This is a genomic window from Streptomyces lancefieldiae, from assembly GCF_031845825.1.
Classification (GTDB): Bacteria; Actinomycetota; Actinomycetes; order Streptomycetales; family Streptomycetaceae; genus Streptomyces; species Streptomyces lancefieldiae.
This window is the reverse complement of record NZ_JAVRFH010000027.1, coordinates 32,291-49,258: the sequence shown is the minus strand read 5'-3', so window position 1 is coordinate 49,258 and position 16,968 is coordinate 32,291. Positions and strand designations below refer to the sequence as shown.

15 protein-coding genes are annotated in these 16,968 nt (G+C 74.9%); 7 read left to right on the top strand and 8 right to left on the bottom strand.

Translation table 11 applies throughout. The annotated features are described in order from the left end of the window. The first annotated feature begins 17 nt into the window (after positions 1 to 17). Together RM812_RS24400 and RM812_RS24395 are read left to right on the top strand one after the other, a co-directional pair. Positions 18 to 584, top strand: coding sequence for a cysteine hydrolase family protein (locus RM812_RS24400; protein WP_311575527.1), 567 nt, complete (start codon positions 18 to 20; stop codon positions 582 to 584). A gap of 4 nt (positions 585 to 588) precedes the next feature. Continuing rightward, a complete protein-coding gene (locus RM812_RS24395; RefSeq protein ID WP_311575525.1) occupies positions 589 to 996 on the top strand; it encodes a GNAT family N-acetyltransferase in 408 nt (135 codons plus the stop codon). 200 nt (positions 997 to 1,196) lie between these two features. Here the strand turns inward: RM812_RS24395 and RM812_RS24390 are convergent, their stop codons facing one another. From RM812_RS24390 to RM812_RS24375, 4 genes are read right to left on the bottom strand one after another with little or no spacing between them, the layout of a single operon-like run. Further along, entirely contained in the window at positions 1,197 to 2,558 is a 1,362-nt protein-coding gene (locus RM812_RS24390; protein ID WP_311575522.1) for an AAA domain-containing protein, read from the bottom strand. Continuing rightward, positions 2,555 to 4,153: a hypothetical protein gene (locus tag RM812_RS24385; RefSeq protein ID WP_311575520.1), complete on the bottom strand. Its 1,599-nt coding sequence runs from the start codon at positions 4,151 to 4,153 to the stop codon at positions 2,555 to 2,557. The genes RM812_RS24390 and RM812_RS24385 overlap by 4 nt, the downstream gene beginning before the upstream one ends. Next, positions 4,144 to 5,241 (bottom strand): hypothetical protein, encoded by a 1,098-nt coding sequence (locus RM812_RS24380; protein ID WP_311575665.1) that lies wholly within the window; start codon positions 5,239 to 5,241, stop codon positions 4,144 to 4,146. The genes RM812_RS24385 and RM812_RS24380 overlap by 10 nt, the downstream gene beginning before the upstream one ends. A gap of 1 nt (position 5,242) precedes the next feature. After that, positions 5,243 to 6,196, bottom strand: a complete 954-nt coding sequence (locus RM812_RS24375; protein ID WP_311575517.1) for a phosphatase PAP2 family protein — start codon at positions 6,194 to 6,196, stop codon at positions 5,243 to 5,245. Between the two features lie 196 nt (positions 6,197 to 6,392). On the opposite strand from RM812_RS24375, the gene RM812_RS24370 reads away from it, so the two are divergent. Beyond that, a complete protein-coding gene (locus RM812_RS24370; protein ID WP_311575515.1) occupies positions 6,393 to 6,989 on the top strand; it encodes a histidine phosphatase family protein in 597 nt (198 codons plus the stop codon). A 417-nt stretch (positions 6,990 to 7,406) separates the two neighbouring features. On the opposite strand, the gene RM812_RS24365 is transcribed toward RM812_RS24370, so the two are convergent. After that, positions 7,407 to 8,855: a hypothetical protein gene (locus tag RM812_RS24365; RefSeq protein ID WP_311575512.1), complete on the bottom strand. Its 1,449-nt coding sequence runs from the start codon at positions 8,853 to 8,855 to the stop codon at positions 7,407 to 7,409. A gap of 316 nt (positions 8,856 to 9,171) precedes the next feature. On the opposite strand from RM812_RS24365, the gene RM812_RS24360 reads away from it, so the two are divergent. Continuing rightward, complete coding sequence (locus tag RM812_RS24360; protein ID WP_394816508.1) at positions 9,172 to 9,579, top strand: hypothetical protein; 408 nt, start codon at positions 9,172 to 9,174, stop codon at positions 9,577 to 9,579. A gap of 54 nt (positions 9,580 to 9,633) precedes the next feature. Then, entirely contained in the window at positions 9,634 to 10,503 is an 870-nt protein-coding gene (locus tag RM812_RS24355; RefSeq protein WP_311575507.1) for a spermidine synthase, read from the top strand. A 1-nt stretch (position 10,504) separates the two neighbouring features. Here RM812_RS24355 and RM812_RS24350 read toward each other — a convergent pair whose 3' ends face one another. Then, positions 10,505 to 11,086 (bottom strand): hypothetical protein, encoded by a 582-nt coding sequence (locus RM812_RS24350; RefSeq protein WP_311575504.1) that lies wholly within the window; start codon positions 11,084 to 11,086, stop codon positions 10,505 to 10,507. A gap of 185 nt (positions 11,087 to 11,271) precedes the next feature. Between RM812_RS24350 and RM812_RS24345 the strand changes: the two genes are divergently transcribed. Further along, on the top strand, positions 11,272 to 11,991 hold the full coding sequence (locus tag RM812_RS24345; RefSeq protein WP_311575502.1) for a response regulator transcription factor: 720 nt from the start codon (positions 11,272 to 11,274) through the stop codon (positions 11,989 to 11,991). Continuing rightward, positions 11,988 to 13,397, top strand: a complete 1,410-nt coding sequence (locus RM812_RS24340) for a sensor histidine kinase (protein ID WP_311575499.1) — start codon at positions 11,988 to 11,990, stop codon at positions 13,395 to 13,397. The genes RM812_RS24345 and RM812_RS24340 overlap by 4 nt, the downstream gene beginning before the upstream one ends. A 153-nt stretch (positions 13,398 to 13,550) precedes the next feature. Here RM812_RS24340 and RM812_RS24335 read toward each other — a convergent pair whose 3' ends face one another. After that, positions 13,551 to 14,981, bottom strand: a complete 1,431-nt coding sequence (locus RM812_RS24335; protein ID WP_311575496.1) for a GH1 family beta-glucosidase — start codon at positions 14,979 to 14,981, stop codon at positions 13,551 to 13,553. A gap of 471 nt (positions 14,982 to 15,452) precedes the next feature. Continuing rightward, on the bottom strand, positions 15,453 to 16,496 hold the full coding sequence (locus RM812_RS24330; RefSeq protein WP_311575494.1) for a LacI family DNA-binding transcriptional regulator: 1,044 nt from the start codon (positions 16,494 to 16,496) through the stop codon (positions 15,453 to 15,455). Positions 16,497 to 16,968: the final 472 nt, after the last annotated feature.

The window sequence follows — 16,968 nt, the reverse complement described above, 5'->3', positions numbered from 1 at the left end:
GAGGAAGAGAGCCTGTCTTGACGACCCTGCCCGATCGGCCCCACACCGCGTTGCTCGTCATCGACGTCCAGAACGACGTGGTGGCGGGCGCCCCCGACCGCGACGGCGTGATCGCGAACATCGACACCCTCGTCGGCAAGGCCCGTGCCGAGGGCGTGCCCGTGGTCTGGGTGCAGCACTCCGACGACGAGTTGGAACGGGGCACCGAGCCCTGGCAGTACGTGCCCGAGCTGGTCCGCCGGGAGGCGGAGCCACTCGTCCACAAGTCCTACCGCGACTCGTTCGAGGGCACCACACTGGAGGCGGTGCTCGCCGAGCGCGGGGTGGGCCGGCTCGTGGTGACGGGCGCCCAGAGCGACATGTGCGTCCGCTCGACCCTGCACGGCGCCTTCGTCCGCGGGTACGACGTGACGCTGGTCGGCGACGCGCACACGACGCAGGACCTCACCGAGCACGGCGCGCCGCCGCCCGAGCAGGTCATCGCGCACACCAACCTCTACTGGCACGGGCAGAACGCCCCCGGCCGCCGCGCGGCGACGGTCACCACCGACCGGGTGAGCTTCGCCACGGGCGAGGCGGACTGAGCCGGTGGGTCCGGCCACGGCGATCACGTACGAGTGGCGGGGCGACGTCGACAACGCCGCTCTCGACGAGCTGCACGCGGAGGCGTTCGGCCACCCGGTCGAGCAGACGGACTGGACGGCCCGGCTGCGTCGCCACAGCCTCGGCTGGGTCTGTGCCCGGGAGGACGGACGCCTGGTCGGCTTCGTCAACGTCGCCTGGGACGGCGGAGTCCACGCCTTCCTGCTGGACACGGTCGTGGCCCGGCGCAACCGTTCGCAGGGAGTGGGAGCCGCGCTCGTCGGGGCGGCGGCCGAGGGGAGCCGCGGTGCGGGCTGTGAGTGGCTGCACGTCGACTTCGAAGCACACCTGCGCCCGTTCTACTTCGACGCCTGCGGCTTCAGGGAGACGGCGGCCGGACTGATCGCCTTGTGACCCCCGGGCCGGGCCTGCCGGGCGGGTGGTCAGGGGCGCCAGGTCACCCGGTGCTCCGCGAGGTGGGCGAGGAGCGCGTGGTTGGCCTCCCAGCCGTCGGGGGCTGTGACCATTGGCCGCCTCCGGCGGCGTGCCGGACTCCGTCCGGCGGGTGGGGGGTGGTGTGCGGATCGCCTGCCGGGCGGGTGCCGGGTGGGTGGTCAGGGGCGCCAGGCCACCCGGTGCTCCGCGAGGTGGGCGAGGACCGCATGGTTGGCCTCCCAGCCGTCCGGGAACTTCACCAGCGTTCCCAGCTGGACCGGCTCCGTCGACGGGTAGTCGTCGAGGAGCTCGCCCACTCCCTCCCGGCAGACGACGATGCACGCGTGCCGGTGCCGGGAGGCCAGGACGCACAGGCGGCCGGTCTCCAGGTGGAAGGCGGTGGCGTCGGGGCGGCCGGAGAGGGGGTGCAGGACGACCGTGACGTCGTACTCGCGGCCCTGGAGGCGGTTCGCCGTGTCGACCGTCACGTCGGTCACCCCCAGGTCGGCGAGGGCCGCGCGCACCGCCGCCGCCTGGTCCCGGTGCGCGGTGCCGACGGCGATGCGGCCGGCGGTCAGGGGGACGGGGTCGGGTGAGCGTTCGGACACGGCCGCACCCTCCCGGTCGAGGAGCCGCCGGACCACCGACGCCACCGCCCGCACCGCCTCCGGGTCGGTGCGCGGGGTGTGCCGTGCGGGCAGCTCCAGCAGGCCCCAGCCCGAGCGGGCGGCCTCGTCGATCACCCGGTCGGGGCCCGAGCCGTCCGACGCCGCCGCGAAGGACAGGCTCCGGTCGCCGTGATCCGTACCACTGCGGAACGGCGTGTACGGGTAGAAGGCGTCGGAGACCAGGCGGGCCGCCGACGCGGGCAGGCGCCAGGACACCGGCAACCGGTGCTGGGGGAGAGCGGGGTTGTGGGCGAGGAGGGTGGTGACGGCGGACCCGGACGGGTCGTACGACAGGCCCGCCCACTGCTCGCTGCCCACCGTCGCGAACGGGTCCAGCTGACCCGGGTCGCCCACGAACAGCGCCCGCTCGAAGAGTCCGGCGACCGCCAGCAGCGCGTCCGAGCGCATCTGGTACGCCTCGTCGACGATCGCGTGCCGCCACGGCTCGTCCACCGTGACGTGCGCCCACTTCGCGGCGGTCGACAGGACCACCGCCTGCCCGGCGAGATCGGCGGCCTTCGCCGACTTGCGTACGTTCGCCAGCTCGTCGAGCGCCCTGTCGTACGGGTCGGCGTCACTGCTGTGCAGGCGGCCCACCGGCAGCTCCGGGTTCTTCTCGGCGAGGCGCAGGACCAGGTCGTCCACCTGGGCGTTGGTCTGCGCCACGACCATCAGGGGCCGACCGGCCTCGGCCAGCTCCAGCGCCGCCCGCACCACCAGCGTGGACTTGCCGGCGCCGGGCGGGGAGTCGACGACGACACCGCGCTCGGCGCCGTGCAGGGTGTCGTGGAGGATCGCCGCGGTGGCGCGGGCGGCCTCGGCGCCCGGGTCGAAGGCCGGGGCGGCGGGGGCGGTGGTGGCCTCGGCGGTCACAGGAGGTCCTCCTCCGTCTGGGCGTCGGCCGCCTCCGGTACGGCGGCCGTCTCGCCGGGCGGGCCGCCGTGCGTCCACGGGGTCTGCTCCGGGTCGGGCAGCTTCGCGCCGCCCCGCTGCTCGTGCTCGAAGAGGGTGAAGCAGACCCGGTCGCCCTTCTCGGGCACCGACCCGGCCTCGGGCTCCTTGCCGCGGCCCATCTTGTCGACGATGCGCAGCACGAGGACGCCCTCGTCCTCCTGCCCGACGTACTCCGCCGCCTGCGGCTTGCCGCCCAGCGACCGGTACACCTTGACCCGCTCGCCCAGGTGCGGCCGGTCGTCCGTGCGGACCGTGACCAGCGGGCGAGGGCTGGGCCGCTTGCTCTCGCTGTACGCCATCACCACGTCGGTGACCTCCCCGGCGAACGCCTCCCCGGCCAGCCGCCGCCCGGCCATCACCAGCGGATCGTCCAGCGCCTCCTGGGCCTCCAGCCGGGCCTGCTCGCGCTCACGCGTGGCGAGCTTGTTGGCCGCCGTCACCGCGTCGTCGCGGCGCGGCTGCGGGGGCTCACCGGCCAGGACGCGGTCGCGGTGCGAGGTGAACGACCAGCGGTCGCGGGTCCACCGCTCCTCGACATGCGCCCCGGCGGGCAGCTCCCGCAGCAGGTCCAGGCCCCGCCACACCGAGTCCCAGGTGGGCCGCGTACGGCTCTCGACCAGGGCGCGGATCTCCCGCTCGGCGGCGGTGAGCGCGCCGAGCCGGTCGTCGGCCTCCAGACCGTCCTCGGCGGCGGCCAGCGCGGTACGGGCACGGTCGTAGCGCTCGATGGCGGGGGCGAGCAGCCTGTTGTCGAAGGCCGGGTCGGTCGCCGGGCCGGCGGGCGGGCACAGCAACTGGCCGTCGGCGTCACGCGCGAGTTCGGCCCGCCGTGCGGCCTCCGCGCCGGTCAGCCCCTTGCCGCCCGGGGCGATCCAGGCCAGCAGCGACCCCAGGTGCTGGTCCTCCAGCGTGGACTGCCCGGTCGCCCAGTGCCGGCCCAGCAGGTCGGTCATGGCGAGGAGCAGGGAGGAGCCGGGCACCCTCGCCCGCTCGCCGTAGTGGGTCAGCCACCGGCCGAGCAGCGGCACCCTCGGCGGCGCGGGGTGCGGCGTCTCCGGGTCCTGCTCCGCCGTACGCCGGAACCGCATGGACCGGCCCAGCAGCCGTACGAAGTCGATGCCCGCGCGGCTCGGCACGATCAGCTGCGCGGCGTCCGCGCACAGGTCGACCTCGACCTTGACCCGCTTGCCCGTCTCCGGGTCCGTCTCGGTGCGCTCGGCGGCCTCGACGCTGTCGGCGCACGCCTCGACGTGCGGCAGCACGATGCCGGCCAGCTCGGCCAGGAACGCGAAGCGGAGGTCGCGGTCGCGGGGCTGCGGCACGACCAGCAGGTGCGGCGCGTCCCGGTCGGTGCCGACCAGCGCGCCGAGCGGGGCGCCCGCCTCACCGGCGGTGATCAGCGGTACGAAGACCAGCGGACGGTCGGACAGGTGGCGGTGCCGGACGGTGGCGGCGGGCTGGGCGCGACCGGTGCGCACCGCCTCCAGCCGGGCCAGCGTGGTGATCAGTGACACCCGGCCACCCCGTTCGTCCCGGCACCGGCCGTCGCGAGGGCCTCCGCCCGCAGCTCCGCCGCCCTGCGCAACGCCGCCACGGCCGGGTCGTCCGGGTCGCCGGCCTCTCCGCGGGCCGCCGCCAGCACGTCGTCCACCGTGGACAGCCCGCCGAGCTCCGCGCGCACCGGGCGGCCCAGCGCGGTCACCGCGCCGGTCTCGCGGGACCGGGCACGGCAATGGAAGGCCAGCTCGCAGGCGGACAGGCACTCGGGCGCGTAGGCCGCCGGGACCGCCTCGACCGCGGCCGTCAGCTCCTCGGCCGGCAGCTCGGGGGAGAAGCAGACGCCCTCGGGGAGCGCGTCGGCGATGTCCTCGAGACGGGTCAGGCGGGCGAGCTGGCGGTCGGTCACGGCACGCTGCTTGCGCACGTCGACGGCGGACGCGGTGGGCAGGTTGGAGAAGTCCTTGGGGCAGACGAGGAGGACGCGGTGGCGCACCTGCGGGGCGGGATCCAGCCGGGCCGCGACCCGCTCCAGCGCCAGCACGTACACCGCGGCCTGCCGTGCGGCGGCGCCGACCTTCGCCGGGTCGGCGGCGCCGTCCAGCATGGGGAAGGACTTGATCTCGACGACCGTCCAGCTGCCGTCCGGATGCACCACCACGGCGTCCGGCTCCAGGAAGGCGGGGGAGCCGGCGACGTCGAGGGCGAGCATCGGGTGGTCGAGCAGCGTCCAGGCACCGGGCGTGCCGGTGGCCTCGCGCAGGGCCAGCGCCGTCCGTGCCGCGCGGCCCTCGGGGCCGGTGGCGGACAGGTCGGGCACGTGCGCTCCGGCGGGCGGCTCGGCGCCCCGGTCCAGCTTCTCGCGCACCAGCCGCAGCAGCTCGGCGCCGCCGTCCGCCTTGACCCGCGCCTCGAAGGCATTGCCCCGCACGAACGCGAACTGCGACTGCCCGAAGACCGACGGCGAGCCCAGTGCGTCGGCGAGCGAGCCCTTGTCCACCCCGGCGCCGTCGAGGATCGCTCGGCGCCGGCACCCCGGGTTGGCGGCCAGCGCGGCCAGGGCGCGCGCGTCCAGCGCCTTGGCCGGTACGTCGGGACCGCGCAGCTCAGCGAGTCGGTGCCGGAGTCTCGTCCCCCGCGTCCGAGGGGACGCGGTCCGGTTCGGCTCCTGATCCGACCCGCTGCTCGCGCTGCCGTGGAAATCGCTCACCCGCGGAAGTCTGGCATCCACCACTGACAATCGGGGAACCAGCGTCGCCCGGGACCTCTGCGGCCGGCGAGAAACGGGTCGCGAACCGGGTCCGCACCCGGTCGGCGCCCCGCAGCACGAACGGCGTCAGCAGCAGCCCCGCGCCCATCACGGCCGCGCCCGCGACCGCGTCGAGGAAGTAGTGGTTGGCGGTGCCCATCACCACGATGGTGGTCACCAGCGGGTAGACGACGCCGGCCGCCTTCGCCGTGCGCGTGCCGCCGTAACGCCACAGCATCACCCCGCACCACAGCGCCCAGCCCACGTGCAGGCTCGGCATGGCCGCGTACTGGTTGGTCATCCCGCCCAGGCCGCGCGGGGCGCTCGCCTCGCCGCCCCACCAGCCGTACGAGCTGTACTGGGCCATCGTGTCCACGAAGCCGTGGCTCGCGTCCAGCAGCCGGGGCGGGCAGGTCGGCAGGAGCGTGAAGCCGATGAGGCCGATGAACGTGGACGTCATCAGCCAGGTGCGGGCGGCGCGGTAGCGCACGGCGCGCGAGCGGAAGATCCAGACCAGGACCGCGGGGGTGACCACGTAGTGCAGCGACGCGTACCAGAAGTCGGCCGGTATGCCGATCCAGGGTTCCCGGGTGAAGAGGCGGTTGAGCGGGTGCTCCGCGTTGAGGAAGAGCACCTTCTCGATGCGCAGGATCGCCAGGCCGTGGTCGACGGCGTCGGAGACGTCGCCCCGGACGAGGAGGCGGCCGGCGGAGTAGCAGGCGTACACGAGGACGATGAGCGGCAGCTCGGTCCACCAGCGCAGCCGAGTCTGCGGGGCCGCCTCGGTGCCCGGTGTCTCGGTGTGCGGCAATCCGATCGCCCTCCCCCTTCGTTCTCGCGCGTGCCACCACGGGCACGGGCGTGCCACTCTACGGCCTCCCTGGGTCCGCTTCGCGGAGTGCCCTCGGCCCTGATAGACGCCGGCATCGCCCCCCGGGTTGCCCGTGCCGCGCGTGCGCGATGATGGAGGGGTCCCCTCCGACATTTCTCCCGGGAAGGCCCCCTTCATGGCACCGCGCATCCTGCTGGCCCGGCACGGACAGACCGAGTGGTCACTGTCCGGCAAGCACACCGGCCGGACGGATGTGCCACTCCTGGAGGAGGGCCGGCGCGGTGCCAAGCTGCTCGGAGAGCGGCTGCACCGGGCGCCGCTGGAGGGCCTGCCCGGCGTCGAGGTCCGCACCAGCCCGCTCTCCCGCGCGCGGGAGACGTGTGAACTCGCCGGGTTCGGCGAGCGCGCCCGCACCTGGGACGCGCTGATGGAGTGGGACTACGGGGCGTACGAGGGCATGACGCCGGACGAGATCCACGCCGTCCGGCCCGGCTGGCTGATCTGGCGGGACGGGGTCCCTCGGGGAGAGAGCCTGGCGGACGTCACCGCGCGCGCGGACGAGGTCGTCGCGTGGGCGCGCGAGGCGGACCGCGACGTCCTGGTCTTCGCCCACGGGCACATCCTGCGGTCGATCGGGGCGCGGTGGCTGGGATTGCCGCTGGACTTCGCCGCGCGGATACGGCTGAATCCGACGTCGCTGTCGGTGCTGGGCTGGGCGTACGGGGAGCCGGCGCTCGAGAGCTGGAACGACTTGGGGCACCTGGCCGGCTGACCACGGCCGCCCGGGCCGCGGTCAGCCGTGCCTTCCCCAGTGCCTGAACGGCCTGGCCGAACGGCCGGGGAGGCACCCCGCAACGCCGGGCCACCTCATCACACCCCGCCGGCGCCGATGCGGGCCGTCGCTCCCTGCGGGCGCCGATGCGGGCCGTCGCTCCCCGCCGGCGCCGATGCGGGCCGTCGCTCCCTGCGGGCGCCGATGCGGGCCGTCGCTCCCTGCGGGCGCCGACGCGGGCCGTCGCTCCCTGCGGGCGCCGACGCGGGCCGTCGCTCCCTGCGGGCGCCGACGCGGGCCGTCGCTCCCCGTCGGCACCGACGCGGGGCCGTCGCACCCCGTTGGCCCGATGTGGGGCGATCGCACCCCGCCGGCACCGATGCCCGGCCACGGTCGTCGCGGCCGCCGTGAGGGATGTCACGTCGGTCGCGGCAGCGCGGCGTGGCGGTCGAGGAACGTCGACACCCCCGACGCCCGCCGGTGCGGCAGCAGTACCCGTGCCGTGCCCGACAGCATCGTCTGGACGCGGGACGACTGGACCTCGCCGAGCAGGTCCAGGACCCGCAGGCCCGCTCCCGCGGCCTCGTCGGGCCGTCCCCCGCGGGCCAGGTCGTCCGCCAGTTCCGCCGAGTACAGCGCGAGGTTCCGGGTGAAGTGCGGGTCCTGCAGCTCGGCCGCCCGCCGTGCGTGCCGGGCCGCCCGGGGCCAGTCTCCGAGGGTGGACCAGCACTGGGCCTCCAGTCCCTCCAGCTCGGCCTCGCCGTAGAAACTCATCCACTCGGGATCGGCGTCCGCGAGGCCCCGCCCGAAGAAGGCCTGTGCGCGGGCCAACGCCTGTTCGCAGGCGACGCGATCGGCGAGCCCGGCCCAGCCGCCCGCCTCCCGCAGCGCGATCAGGGACATCAGCCGGGCCGAGCCCAGCGGGCGGGCGGCGCGCCGCGCGGCCTGGGCCGCCCGTACCGCCTCGCGCGGGCGGCCGGCGTCGCGGGCCAGGAACGCCATGTTGCAGAAGGCGTGCGCCTCCACGCCCGGGTCGTCGGTCATCCGGGCGGTGGCGAGAGCCTCCGCGTAGTGGGAGCGCGCGTCGTCGAAGCGCCCGGAGTCGTGCGCCAGCCAGCCCACGGAGATCGCCAGCTCACCGGCGCCCGAGTACAGCCGGTCCGCCGTCGTCTGCCGGGTCGCGCCGGCGTCCAGGAGCGCGTACGCGGCGCGCAGCGGGGCCGCCGCGCGCCGGTAGAGGCCGTCGGCGCCGTGCCGGTCGTCGAGCAGCCGGATGCGGCGGACGGCTTCTTCGAGGGCGCTCGCGTCGCCCGCCCCGGCCCGGCGCACGGGGCGGGGTGCCGCCGCGGCGTCGAGGGCGAGCCCCAGGGGGCCCAGTGAGGCGGCGGCCACGGTGGCACCGCTCGTCATGAATGCGCGACGCAGCACGTCGCTCTCCTCGTTGTTGTCGTGCGTGTCGTACGGGTTCTGCGGGTCCTGCGTGTCATGCGGTTCGCCGGCCCCGCAGGTGTCACCCGTGACGCACGGCGGCCGGTCGGGGTGCGCGGGGATCGCGCCCTCGGCCGGGCCCGGCCGGCGTCCGCGTACCGACGAGCGGGGCGCGAACCCCAGGTCGGTGAGCGTGCGGCCGGGGAACATATGCAGGAACACCCGTTCGTACGCGTAGTTGGGGCAGCGGATCTCGCCCGCCTCGACCCGGCCGACGTAGCGCGCGTCACAGCTGACCCGCTCGCCGATCTCGCGCGCGGCCCGGCGGACAGCCGCCGCGAACTCGGCCGGCGAGCGCTGTCCGCGCAGTCGCCGGAACGCGAGGTTCGGCCGCGGGGGCCGGTCGGGCTGGGCGGAGGTCACTGGTGACGACGCCATGGCCGGGTCCTCTCGTGCGAACCGTCGAACCATGCCGGAACAAGGATGACTCAGGGGTTACTCAGAGTGACGTTTGAGGTTTCCCCTCCACACGGATTCCCGCTGTCGCCCCTGCTTCCGGCGAGCAAGAACGTACCGGCTGTGACGGAGTCGCCACGCGGTGTTTGGCTACAAACCGGATATCTCCTCCACGATCTGCCATGAAGTGCCATCCTTTGCGGCTGTCTTGTGCCGTAGCCGTTGACAGTCCGACGCGTTGAACCCCGTGGACCGGGAGGCCCCCGACTCCCGACCCGCTCGTCCAAGGAGGAGTTCCGTGGTGGAGGCCGGAATGGAGACCAGAGGGATCAGCGATCCCGCGTGTGACGCTTGTGACGCCTGTGACGTCGTCACCGTGCCGACCCGGCAGGGTCTGGAGGCGGTCGACATCCTCAGGCGGGGGGACAAGGAGGCGGTGGGCCCCGTGATGCACGACGACGGCTGCGGCACCCTGGGCTTCGTCGTCCCCCCGGGCACGGCCGCCGCATGGGACGTGCCGGGAAGCACCTGCACGGAGACGGACGGCCGGGGACTGAGGCTCGCCCCGGTCCCCGAGCCTCCGGTGCGGGGCTCGGACTGGCTGCTGCCGCCCGGTGAGGCGGACCCGGCGACCGACCCCGCCGTGCTGCGGGCCGCACTGGGTGAGGCGGCCCGGCTGATCGAGGCCGCGGACAGCTGCCGCTGAGCCACCGGGCGGCGCACCGGTACGGCGTCGTCCCGGTGCGCCGATAATGGCCGGATGGGAAAGTCCAGGAACGCCCGCCGCGGGCGCGCTGCCGTCGAAGCCGTCGTCGAGGACGTGGACGGCGGGCTCGCCGAGCTGATCCCCGACCGGGAGCGGGCGCGGGCCTGGACCCTGTCGATCGACGGCGCCCCGCAGTCGCACGTCGACCTCGACGACCCGGCGTACCTGTCCTTCGAGTACCAGCGCCGCCTCGGACACGTCATCGACCTGGCCGCCCCGCCGGGCAAGCCCGTCCAGGCCGTGCACCTCGGCGGCGGCGCCCTCACGCTCGCCCGCTACGTCGCCGCCACCCGGCCCCGCTCCACCCAGCAGGTCGTCGAGCGGGACGCCCGCCTCGTCCAACTGGTCCGGCGCGAGCTGCCCCTGGATCCCGGCGCGCGGATCCGGGTGCGCTCCGTCGACGCCCGCGCCGGACTGGCCAAGGTGCCCGACGGCTGGGCCCAGTTGATCGTCGCGGACGTGTTCAGCGGGGCCCGCACCCCGGCCCATCTGACGTCCACCGAGTTCCTCGACGAGGTCCGGCGCGCGCTCGCGCCCGGCGGGGTCTACGCCGCCAACCTCGCCGACGGCCCGCCGCTCGCCCATCTGCGCGGCCAGATCGCCACCGCCGCCGCCCGCTTCGGGGAACTCGCCCTCATGGCCGACCCGGCCGTGCTGCGCGGCAAGCGCTTCGGCAACGCGATCCTCGTCGCCTGCGACCATCCACTGCCGGTCGCCGAACTCACCCGCCGTGCCGCCTCCGACCCCCACCCCGCGCGCGTGGAGCACGGCCGCGCGCTGACCGACTTCACCGGCGGCGCGATACCCGTGACGGACGCGGCGGCGGTGGACTCGCCCGCGCCGCCGGCCTCCGTCTTCCAGTGACTCAGTAGCTCCCGATCTCCACCCTCGGCGGCCCGTCGTGCCAGGTGCAGAACACCGACACACGGTCCGCGCCCGAGGTGAACTGCACCCGGATCCACGTCTCCGTCTTCCACACCTGCATCGACCAGCCGGCGCCCGGCGTCGCCGACACCAGCGAGGCCGACGACGCCCCGAGGTCGAACACCGCGCGGCCGCCGTCGGTGTCGTAGCTCCTGACCTGGCCGGACGTGGTGGGGGAGGGGCTCGTCGGGGCCGCGGGAGCGGTGGACGGCGCGGTCCGCGACGGGGCGGAACCCGGCTCGCGAGGGGCCCTGCTCGGCGTCGGTGACGGACTGCCCGACGGAGAGGGCCGCCTGGTGGACGACGCCAGTGACTCCGAGCCCGCCCCGTCCGCGGCCCCGTCCGCCGCCCCGTCCGGGTCCCGCGAGTCCCGCTCGGACGCGTCGGCCGCCGTGATGGGCAGCGCGCGGGGGGCGTCGTAGGCCGTGCCCGTCATCACCGTGTGGACGCCCCACCACGACAGCGTGACCGCCGCGCCGGTGGCGAGCAGCCAGGCGAGTACGTGTACGAGTCCTCTGCGCATCGCGGCCATCCTGCCGCACGCACCGCACGCGTGTCGCCCGGACGGCTCCGGAACGGCTCCGGAACGGCGGCGGACCTGCGCAGGAGCGGCAGCGGACCTGTGACGGCGCGGCAGCGGACCTGCGGCGGCGCGGAGTTGTCCACAGGCCCGCACCGGGCTCGGCCGCATGGCGTACGGTGCCGCCCATGGCAAGTGTGCTCGTGGTCGAGGACGACCAGTTCGTACGCTCGGCGCTCATCCGGCATCTGACCGACGCCGCGCACACCGTGCGCAGCGTCGGTACGGCGCTGGAGGCGCTGCGCGAGGTCGCCCACCTCCGGTTCGACGTGGTCATCCTCGACCTCGGCCTGCCCGACCTGGACGGCTCCGAGGCGCTGAAGATGCTGCGCGGCATCACCGACGTCCCGGTCATCGTCGCCACCGCCCGGGACGACGAGGCGGAGATCGTCCGGCTGCTCAACGCGGGCGCGGACGACTACCTCACCAAGCCGTTCTCCGTCGAGCACCTGTCGGCCCGGATGGCGGCCGTACTGCGCCGCGCCCGGACGGGAGGCGTCGGCGCGGCGCCGCCGACCGTCATCCGGGTCGGCGGCCTCACCGTCGACCCGTTGCGCCGCCAGGCCGAACTGGACGGCCTGCGCCTCGACCTGACCCGCCGCGAGTTCGACCTGCTCGCCTTCCTGGCCGGCCGGCCGGGAGTCGTCGTCCCCCGCAAGGAACTGCTCGCCGAGGTCTGGCAGCAGTCCTACGGCGACGACCAGACCATCGACGTCCATCTGTCCTGGCTGCGGCGCAAGCTCGGCGAGACCGCGGCCCGGCCCCGCTACCTGCACACCCTGCGCGGTGTCGGCGTGAAGCTGGAGCCGCCGGTCGCCGAGCCCGGCGGAGCGGAGCCACCGCGATGAGATGGGCCCTGGTCAAGGTGTCGCTGGCGGTCACCGCGATGGTCGTGGTCGCCTTCGCCGTGCCCCTCGGCCTCGTCATCCGCGAGATGGCCCGGGACCGCGCCTTCGCGGGCGCCGAGCGGGAGGCCGCCGCCGTCGCCCCCGCGCTGTCCATCACCACCGACCGGGACCAGTTGGAGCGCGTCGTCGCCTCCGCCGGCTCGGACGCCGGGATGGCCGTGCACATACCGGCTTCCGGCGACCGGGGCGGCGGGACCGACCTCGGCCGGCAGCGCGCCACCGACGAGGACATCGCCGCCGTACGGGAGATGGGGCGCGCCTCCACCACCGAGGTGGCCGGGGGCTCGACGCTGCTCCAGCCGGTCGCGCTCAGCTCCGGCGAGATCGCCGTCGTCGAGGTGTACGTCCCCGAGTCCGAGGTGACCAACGGTGTCGGCACGGCCTGGGCGGTGCTCGCCGCCGTCGGCGCCGCCCTGATCGTCGGCTCGGTCGCGGTCGCCGACCGGCTGGGCGTACGGATGGTGCAGCCCGCGCAGCGCCTGGTCGAGGGTGCGCACGAGCTGGGGGAGGGCAAGCTGGGTGCACGGGTGCCCGAGGAGGGGCCCAGCGAACTGCGGCTCGCGGCGGTCGCGTTCAACTCCATGGCCGACCAGGTCGTCCAACTCCTGGCCAACGAGCGGGAGCTGGCCGCCGACCTGTCCCACCGCCTGCGTACCCCGCTCACCGTGCTGCGGCTCAACGCGGCCTCGCTCGGCGACGGGCCGGCCGCCGAGCAGACCCGGGCCGCCGTCGAGCAACTGGAGCGCGAGGTCGACACGATCATCCGGACGGCCCGGGACGCCAAGCCGCAGACCGCCGCGGCCGGTCCCGGCGCCGGGTGCGACGCGGCCGAGGTGGTCCGGGAGCGGATGGGGTTCTGGTCCGCGCTCGCCGAGGACGAGGGCCGCAAGTGGCGGGTGGCGGGCGCCGACCGGCCGGTGCGCATACCGGTGGCCCGCGCCGACCTGGCCGCCGCCCTCGACGCCCTGCTCGGCAACGTCTTCCGGCACACGGCGGAGGGCACGGCCTTCGCGGTCGACCTGCACAACGGCGAGGACGCGGTGATCGTGCTCGTGTCGGACGCGGGCCCGGGCATACCCGACCCCGAGGCGGCGATGGCCCGCGGCCGGGGCTCGGGCAACGACGGGTCGACCGGGCTGGGCCTGGACATCGTGCGGCGGCTGGCGGAGTCGACGGGCGGCGACGTACGCATCGGCTCCTCCGTGCTCGGCGGCACGGAGGTCCGGATCTGGATCCAGCTGGACGGGCGGGCGGCACCGGTGCGGCGCGGGCACCGGGGAGCGGTGCGCCGCCGTCGGCACCCCCGCCCGGGCGCGCCCGCCAGTCGGTCCCGGTCCCTGCCCTGAGCGCACGCCGAGACCGCCGACCGCAGCCCCGCCCCGCCGCGGCGCAGTGATCCGGACAGGCATGGGCGGGGCGCGGAACCCCCCGTCGGGATGCCGCGCCCCGCGCCTCTTCCCCCGTCCCCGTCCCCGTTCCCCCGGGAGGCAGGGACAGGTCTACTCGCCGGCCTGCTCCACCGGCGGAAGCGTCCCCGTGCGGGCCGCTCGCCCGTACCACAGGGCGCTCGACTTCGGGGTGCGCTCCTGGGAGGCGTAGTCGACGTACACCGCGCCGAACCGCTTCTCGTAGCCGTAGGCCCACTCGAAGTTGTCCAGCAGGGACCACAGGTAGTAGCCGCGCACGTCCGCGCCGTCGGCGATGGCCCGGCGGACCGCCCTGAGGTGGCCGTCCAGGTAGGCGACCCGCTCGGGGTCGTGCACCGTGCCGTCCGCGCCGGGCTTGTCGTCGTAGGCGGCGCCGTTCTCGCTGATGTACAGCGGCAGGCCCGGGGCCTCCCGGTGGTAGCGCATGATCAGCTCGTGCAGGCCGGTCGGGTCGACGCTCCAGCCCATCGCCGTGCGCTCGCCCGGCGGCTGGTGGAACGCCACGTCGTCCGTCGCCGGCCACGGGGAGTGGTCGCTCTCGCCGTGCCCGTCGGCGCGCGGGGCGGGCGAGTCCGGGTCGACCGCCGACACCACGGTGGGCGTGTAGTAGTTGAGGCAGATCGCGTCCAGCGGCTGGCGGATCAGCCCCAGGTCACCGTCCTGGAGATGCGACCAGTCGGTGACCGACGCCGTCGCCTCCAGCAGGGACTGCGGGTAGGCGCCGTGCAGGATCGGGCCGTGGAAGATCCCACCGGACAGGTCGTCGATCTTCCGCGCCGCGGCCAGGTCCGCCGGCTGCTGCGACAGCGGCCGGACGACGGAGGTGTTCAGGCTGATCGCCACCGAGTTGCGGGCCGGCATCACCGAGCGCAGGGCCACCGTGCCCAGGCCGTGCGCCAGGTTCAGGTGGTGCGCGGCGCGCAGCGACGCCGCGGGGTCGGTGCGGCCGGGGGCGTGCACGCCGGAGCCGTAGCCCAGGAAGGCGCTGCACCACGGCTCGTTGAGCGTGATCCACTGCTCCACCCGGTCGCCGAGCGCCTCGCCGACGATCTGCGCGTACTCGGCGAACCGGTACGCCGTGTCCCGCTCGGGCCAGCCGCCCGCGTCCTCCAACTCCTGCGGCAGGTCCCAGTGGTAGAGGGTGACGGCCGGCTTGATCCCGGCGGCCAGCAGCTCGTCCACCAGGCGGCGGTAGAAGTCCAGGCCGCGCTGGACGGCGGGGCCGCGGCCGGTCGGCTGCACCCGGGGCCAGGAGATGGAGAAGCGGTAGGCACCCAGGCCCAGTTCCGACATCAGCGCCACGTCGTCGCGGTAGCGATGGTAGTGGTCGACAGCGATGTCACCGGTGTCTCCGCCGGCCGTCTTCCCCGGCGTATGGCTGAAGGTGTCCCAGATCGAGGCGGTACGGCCGTCCTCCCGCACCGCGCCCTCGATCTGGTACGCCGAGGTGGCGGCGCCCCACAGGAACGCAGGCGGGAAGGAGACAGGCTTTGGCTCTGGCATGGAATCGCTCCCACGGGTCGGGGGCCTCATTATGCATGGGAGCGCTCCCACAGCAAAACCCCACCCGTCCGAACCAGGCCGCGCCGGGCCCACGCCGACCCTTGCGACGCCGGGGCTGCACCGCGCCTGAGTGGTGCCCGCGCCCGGCCCGCACGGGTGCCGAGCGGTGCCGCGACCGGTGCGCGTGGTGCCGGGCTCTTGCGGTGCCTGAGCCGTACCGCGCGGGGGCGCGAACCACGCCTGAGTCCGGGGCGCCGCAGTCGAACCGCGCCCGGCCCGCACCACTTCGAGCCAGGCCGCGCCCGGCGTGTCCATGCGCGCCTCGCCCGCGCCGCGCCCGGGTGGTGCCCGCGCCCGGCCCGCACGGGTGCCGATGCGTGCCGCGCCTTGACGCGACCGGCGTGCGCGACGGCCCGGGCCGGCGCCGGGTCCGGGTCGTGCCGGGGCAAGCCCCGCCGTGCCGCCCGGCGTTCAGGTCGACTCCCGTACCACCAACCGTGTCGGCAGTACCACCGCGCGGTGTCCGGAGCCCCGGTCGGCCAGTTCGTCCAGCAACAGCGTCGCCATGGTGTGGCCCATCTCCTCCAGCGGCTGCCGGACGCTGGTCAGCGGCGGATCGATGTGCCGGGCCACGATGGAGTCGTCGAAGCCCACGACGGCCACGTCGCCCGGCACCCGCCGCCCCGCGGCACGCAGCTCCAGCACGGCACCGGAGGCCATCACGTCCGACGCGGCGAAGACCGCGTCCAGGTCGGGGCGCCGGCGCAACAGCTCCCGCATGGCCGCGCGTCCGCCCTCCTCGGTGAAGTCGCCGTCCGCGATCAGCTCCTCGGCGACCGCGACGCCGGCCTCCCGGAGGGCCTCGCGGTAACCGTCGAGCCGTTCACGGGCGGCCTCCATGTCCAGCGGCCCGGTGATGGTGCCGACGACTCGGCGCCCGCCCGCCAGCAGATGCCGGACCGCGCTCCCGGCGCCGCCGCGATTGTCCGGGCGGACGTGCCCCAGCGGCTCCCGGTCGCCGCGCCGGCCGGCCAGCACGGTCGGGATGGCGAGCGCCTCCAACTGGTCGGGCAGCGTGTCGTCGCTGTGGACCGCGACCATCAGCACCCCGTCCACGCGCTGCCCGGACAGATACGGGCCGAGCCGCGCGTACTCCTGCTCGTCGCGCACCATGACCAGCAGCAGCCGCATCCGGGTGTTCGCCAGCCCCGCCGACACTCCCCGGATGATCCCCGAGAAGTACGGCTCGGAGAACAGCCGGGTCTGCGCGTCGGGGACGACCAGCGCCACGGAGTCGGTGCGCCGGGTGACCAGGGAGCGGGCGGCCGGGTCGGGGACGTAGCCGAGTTCGGCGATCGCCTGTTCCACGGCCGCGCGGGAACGGTCGCTGACCTTGGGTGAACCGTTGATGACCCGGGAGACGGTGCCGCGGCCGACGCCGGCGCGGGCGGCCACCGCGTTCAGGGTCGGGCGCCGGACGTCCGCGGCAGTGGGCGGCTGTTCGGCAGGGCTCATCGTTCACCTTCCGGCGTTCGGTGGGGGGACCGGTTTCATTCTGGACCAGAAAGCGCGGCCACCGTCCGCGCGGACCCCTCTGGCGCCCCGATCGCCCCCAATTCGCCAGTGACCTGCGACGATTCAGGATCGCGGCGACGAAAACCCGGCACTCGGCGGGCGGCGGTGCGACACATTCCCGTGACGCGCGGAACACGCTTGCGCAACAACGCCGTTTTCAAGTCTTGACACTTGGGCCCGGCAGCAACGAGTCTTCGGGGCAAGCCGCGTGGGAGCGGTCCCACGGGGTTCCGGGACCGGTTCCCGCATGGCACGAAGCACCATCGGCCCTTCCCTCTGTCTCGCATGGCACACCGTTGACCAGCATCTTCGCACCGCGCGCCGCGTTGCTCCGAGCTGGCCGCTGCTCGAACCGAGAGGGCAGGTCGGGACCGTCGAACCCGACGGTCTGATTCCTGAGGTCCGTTCCCAC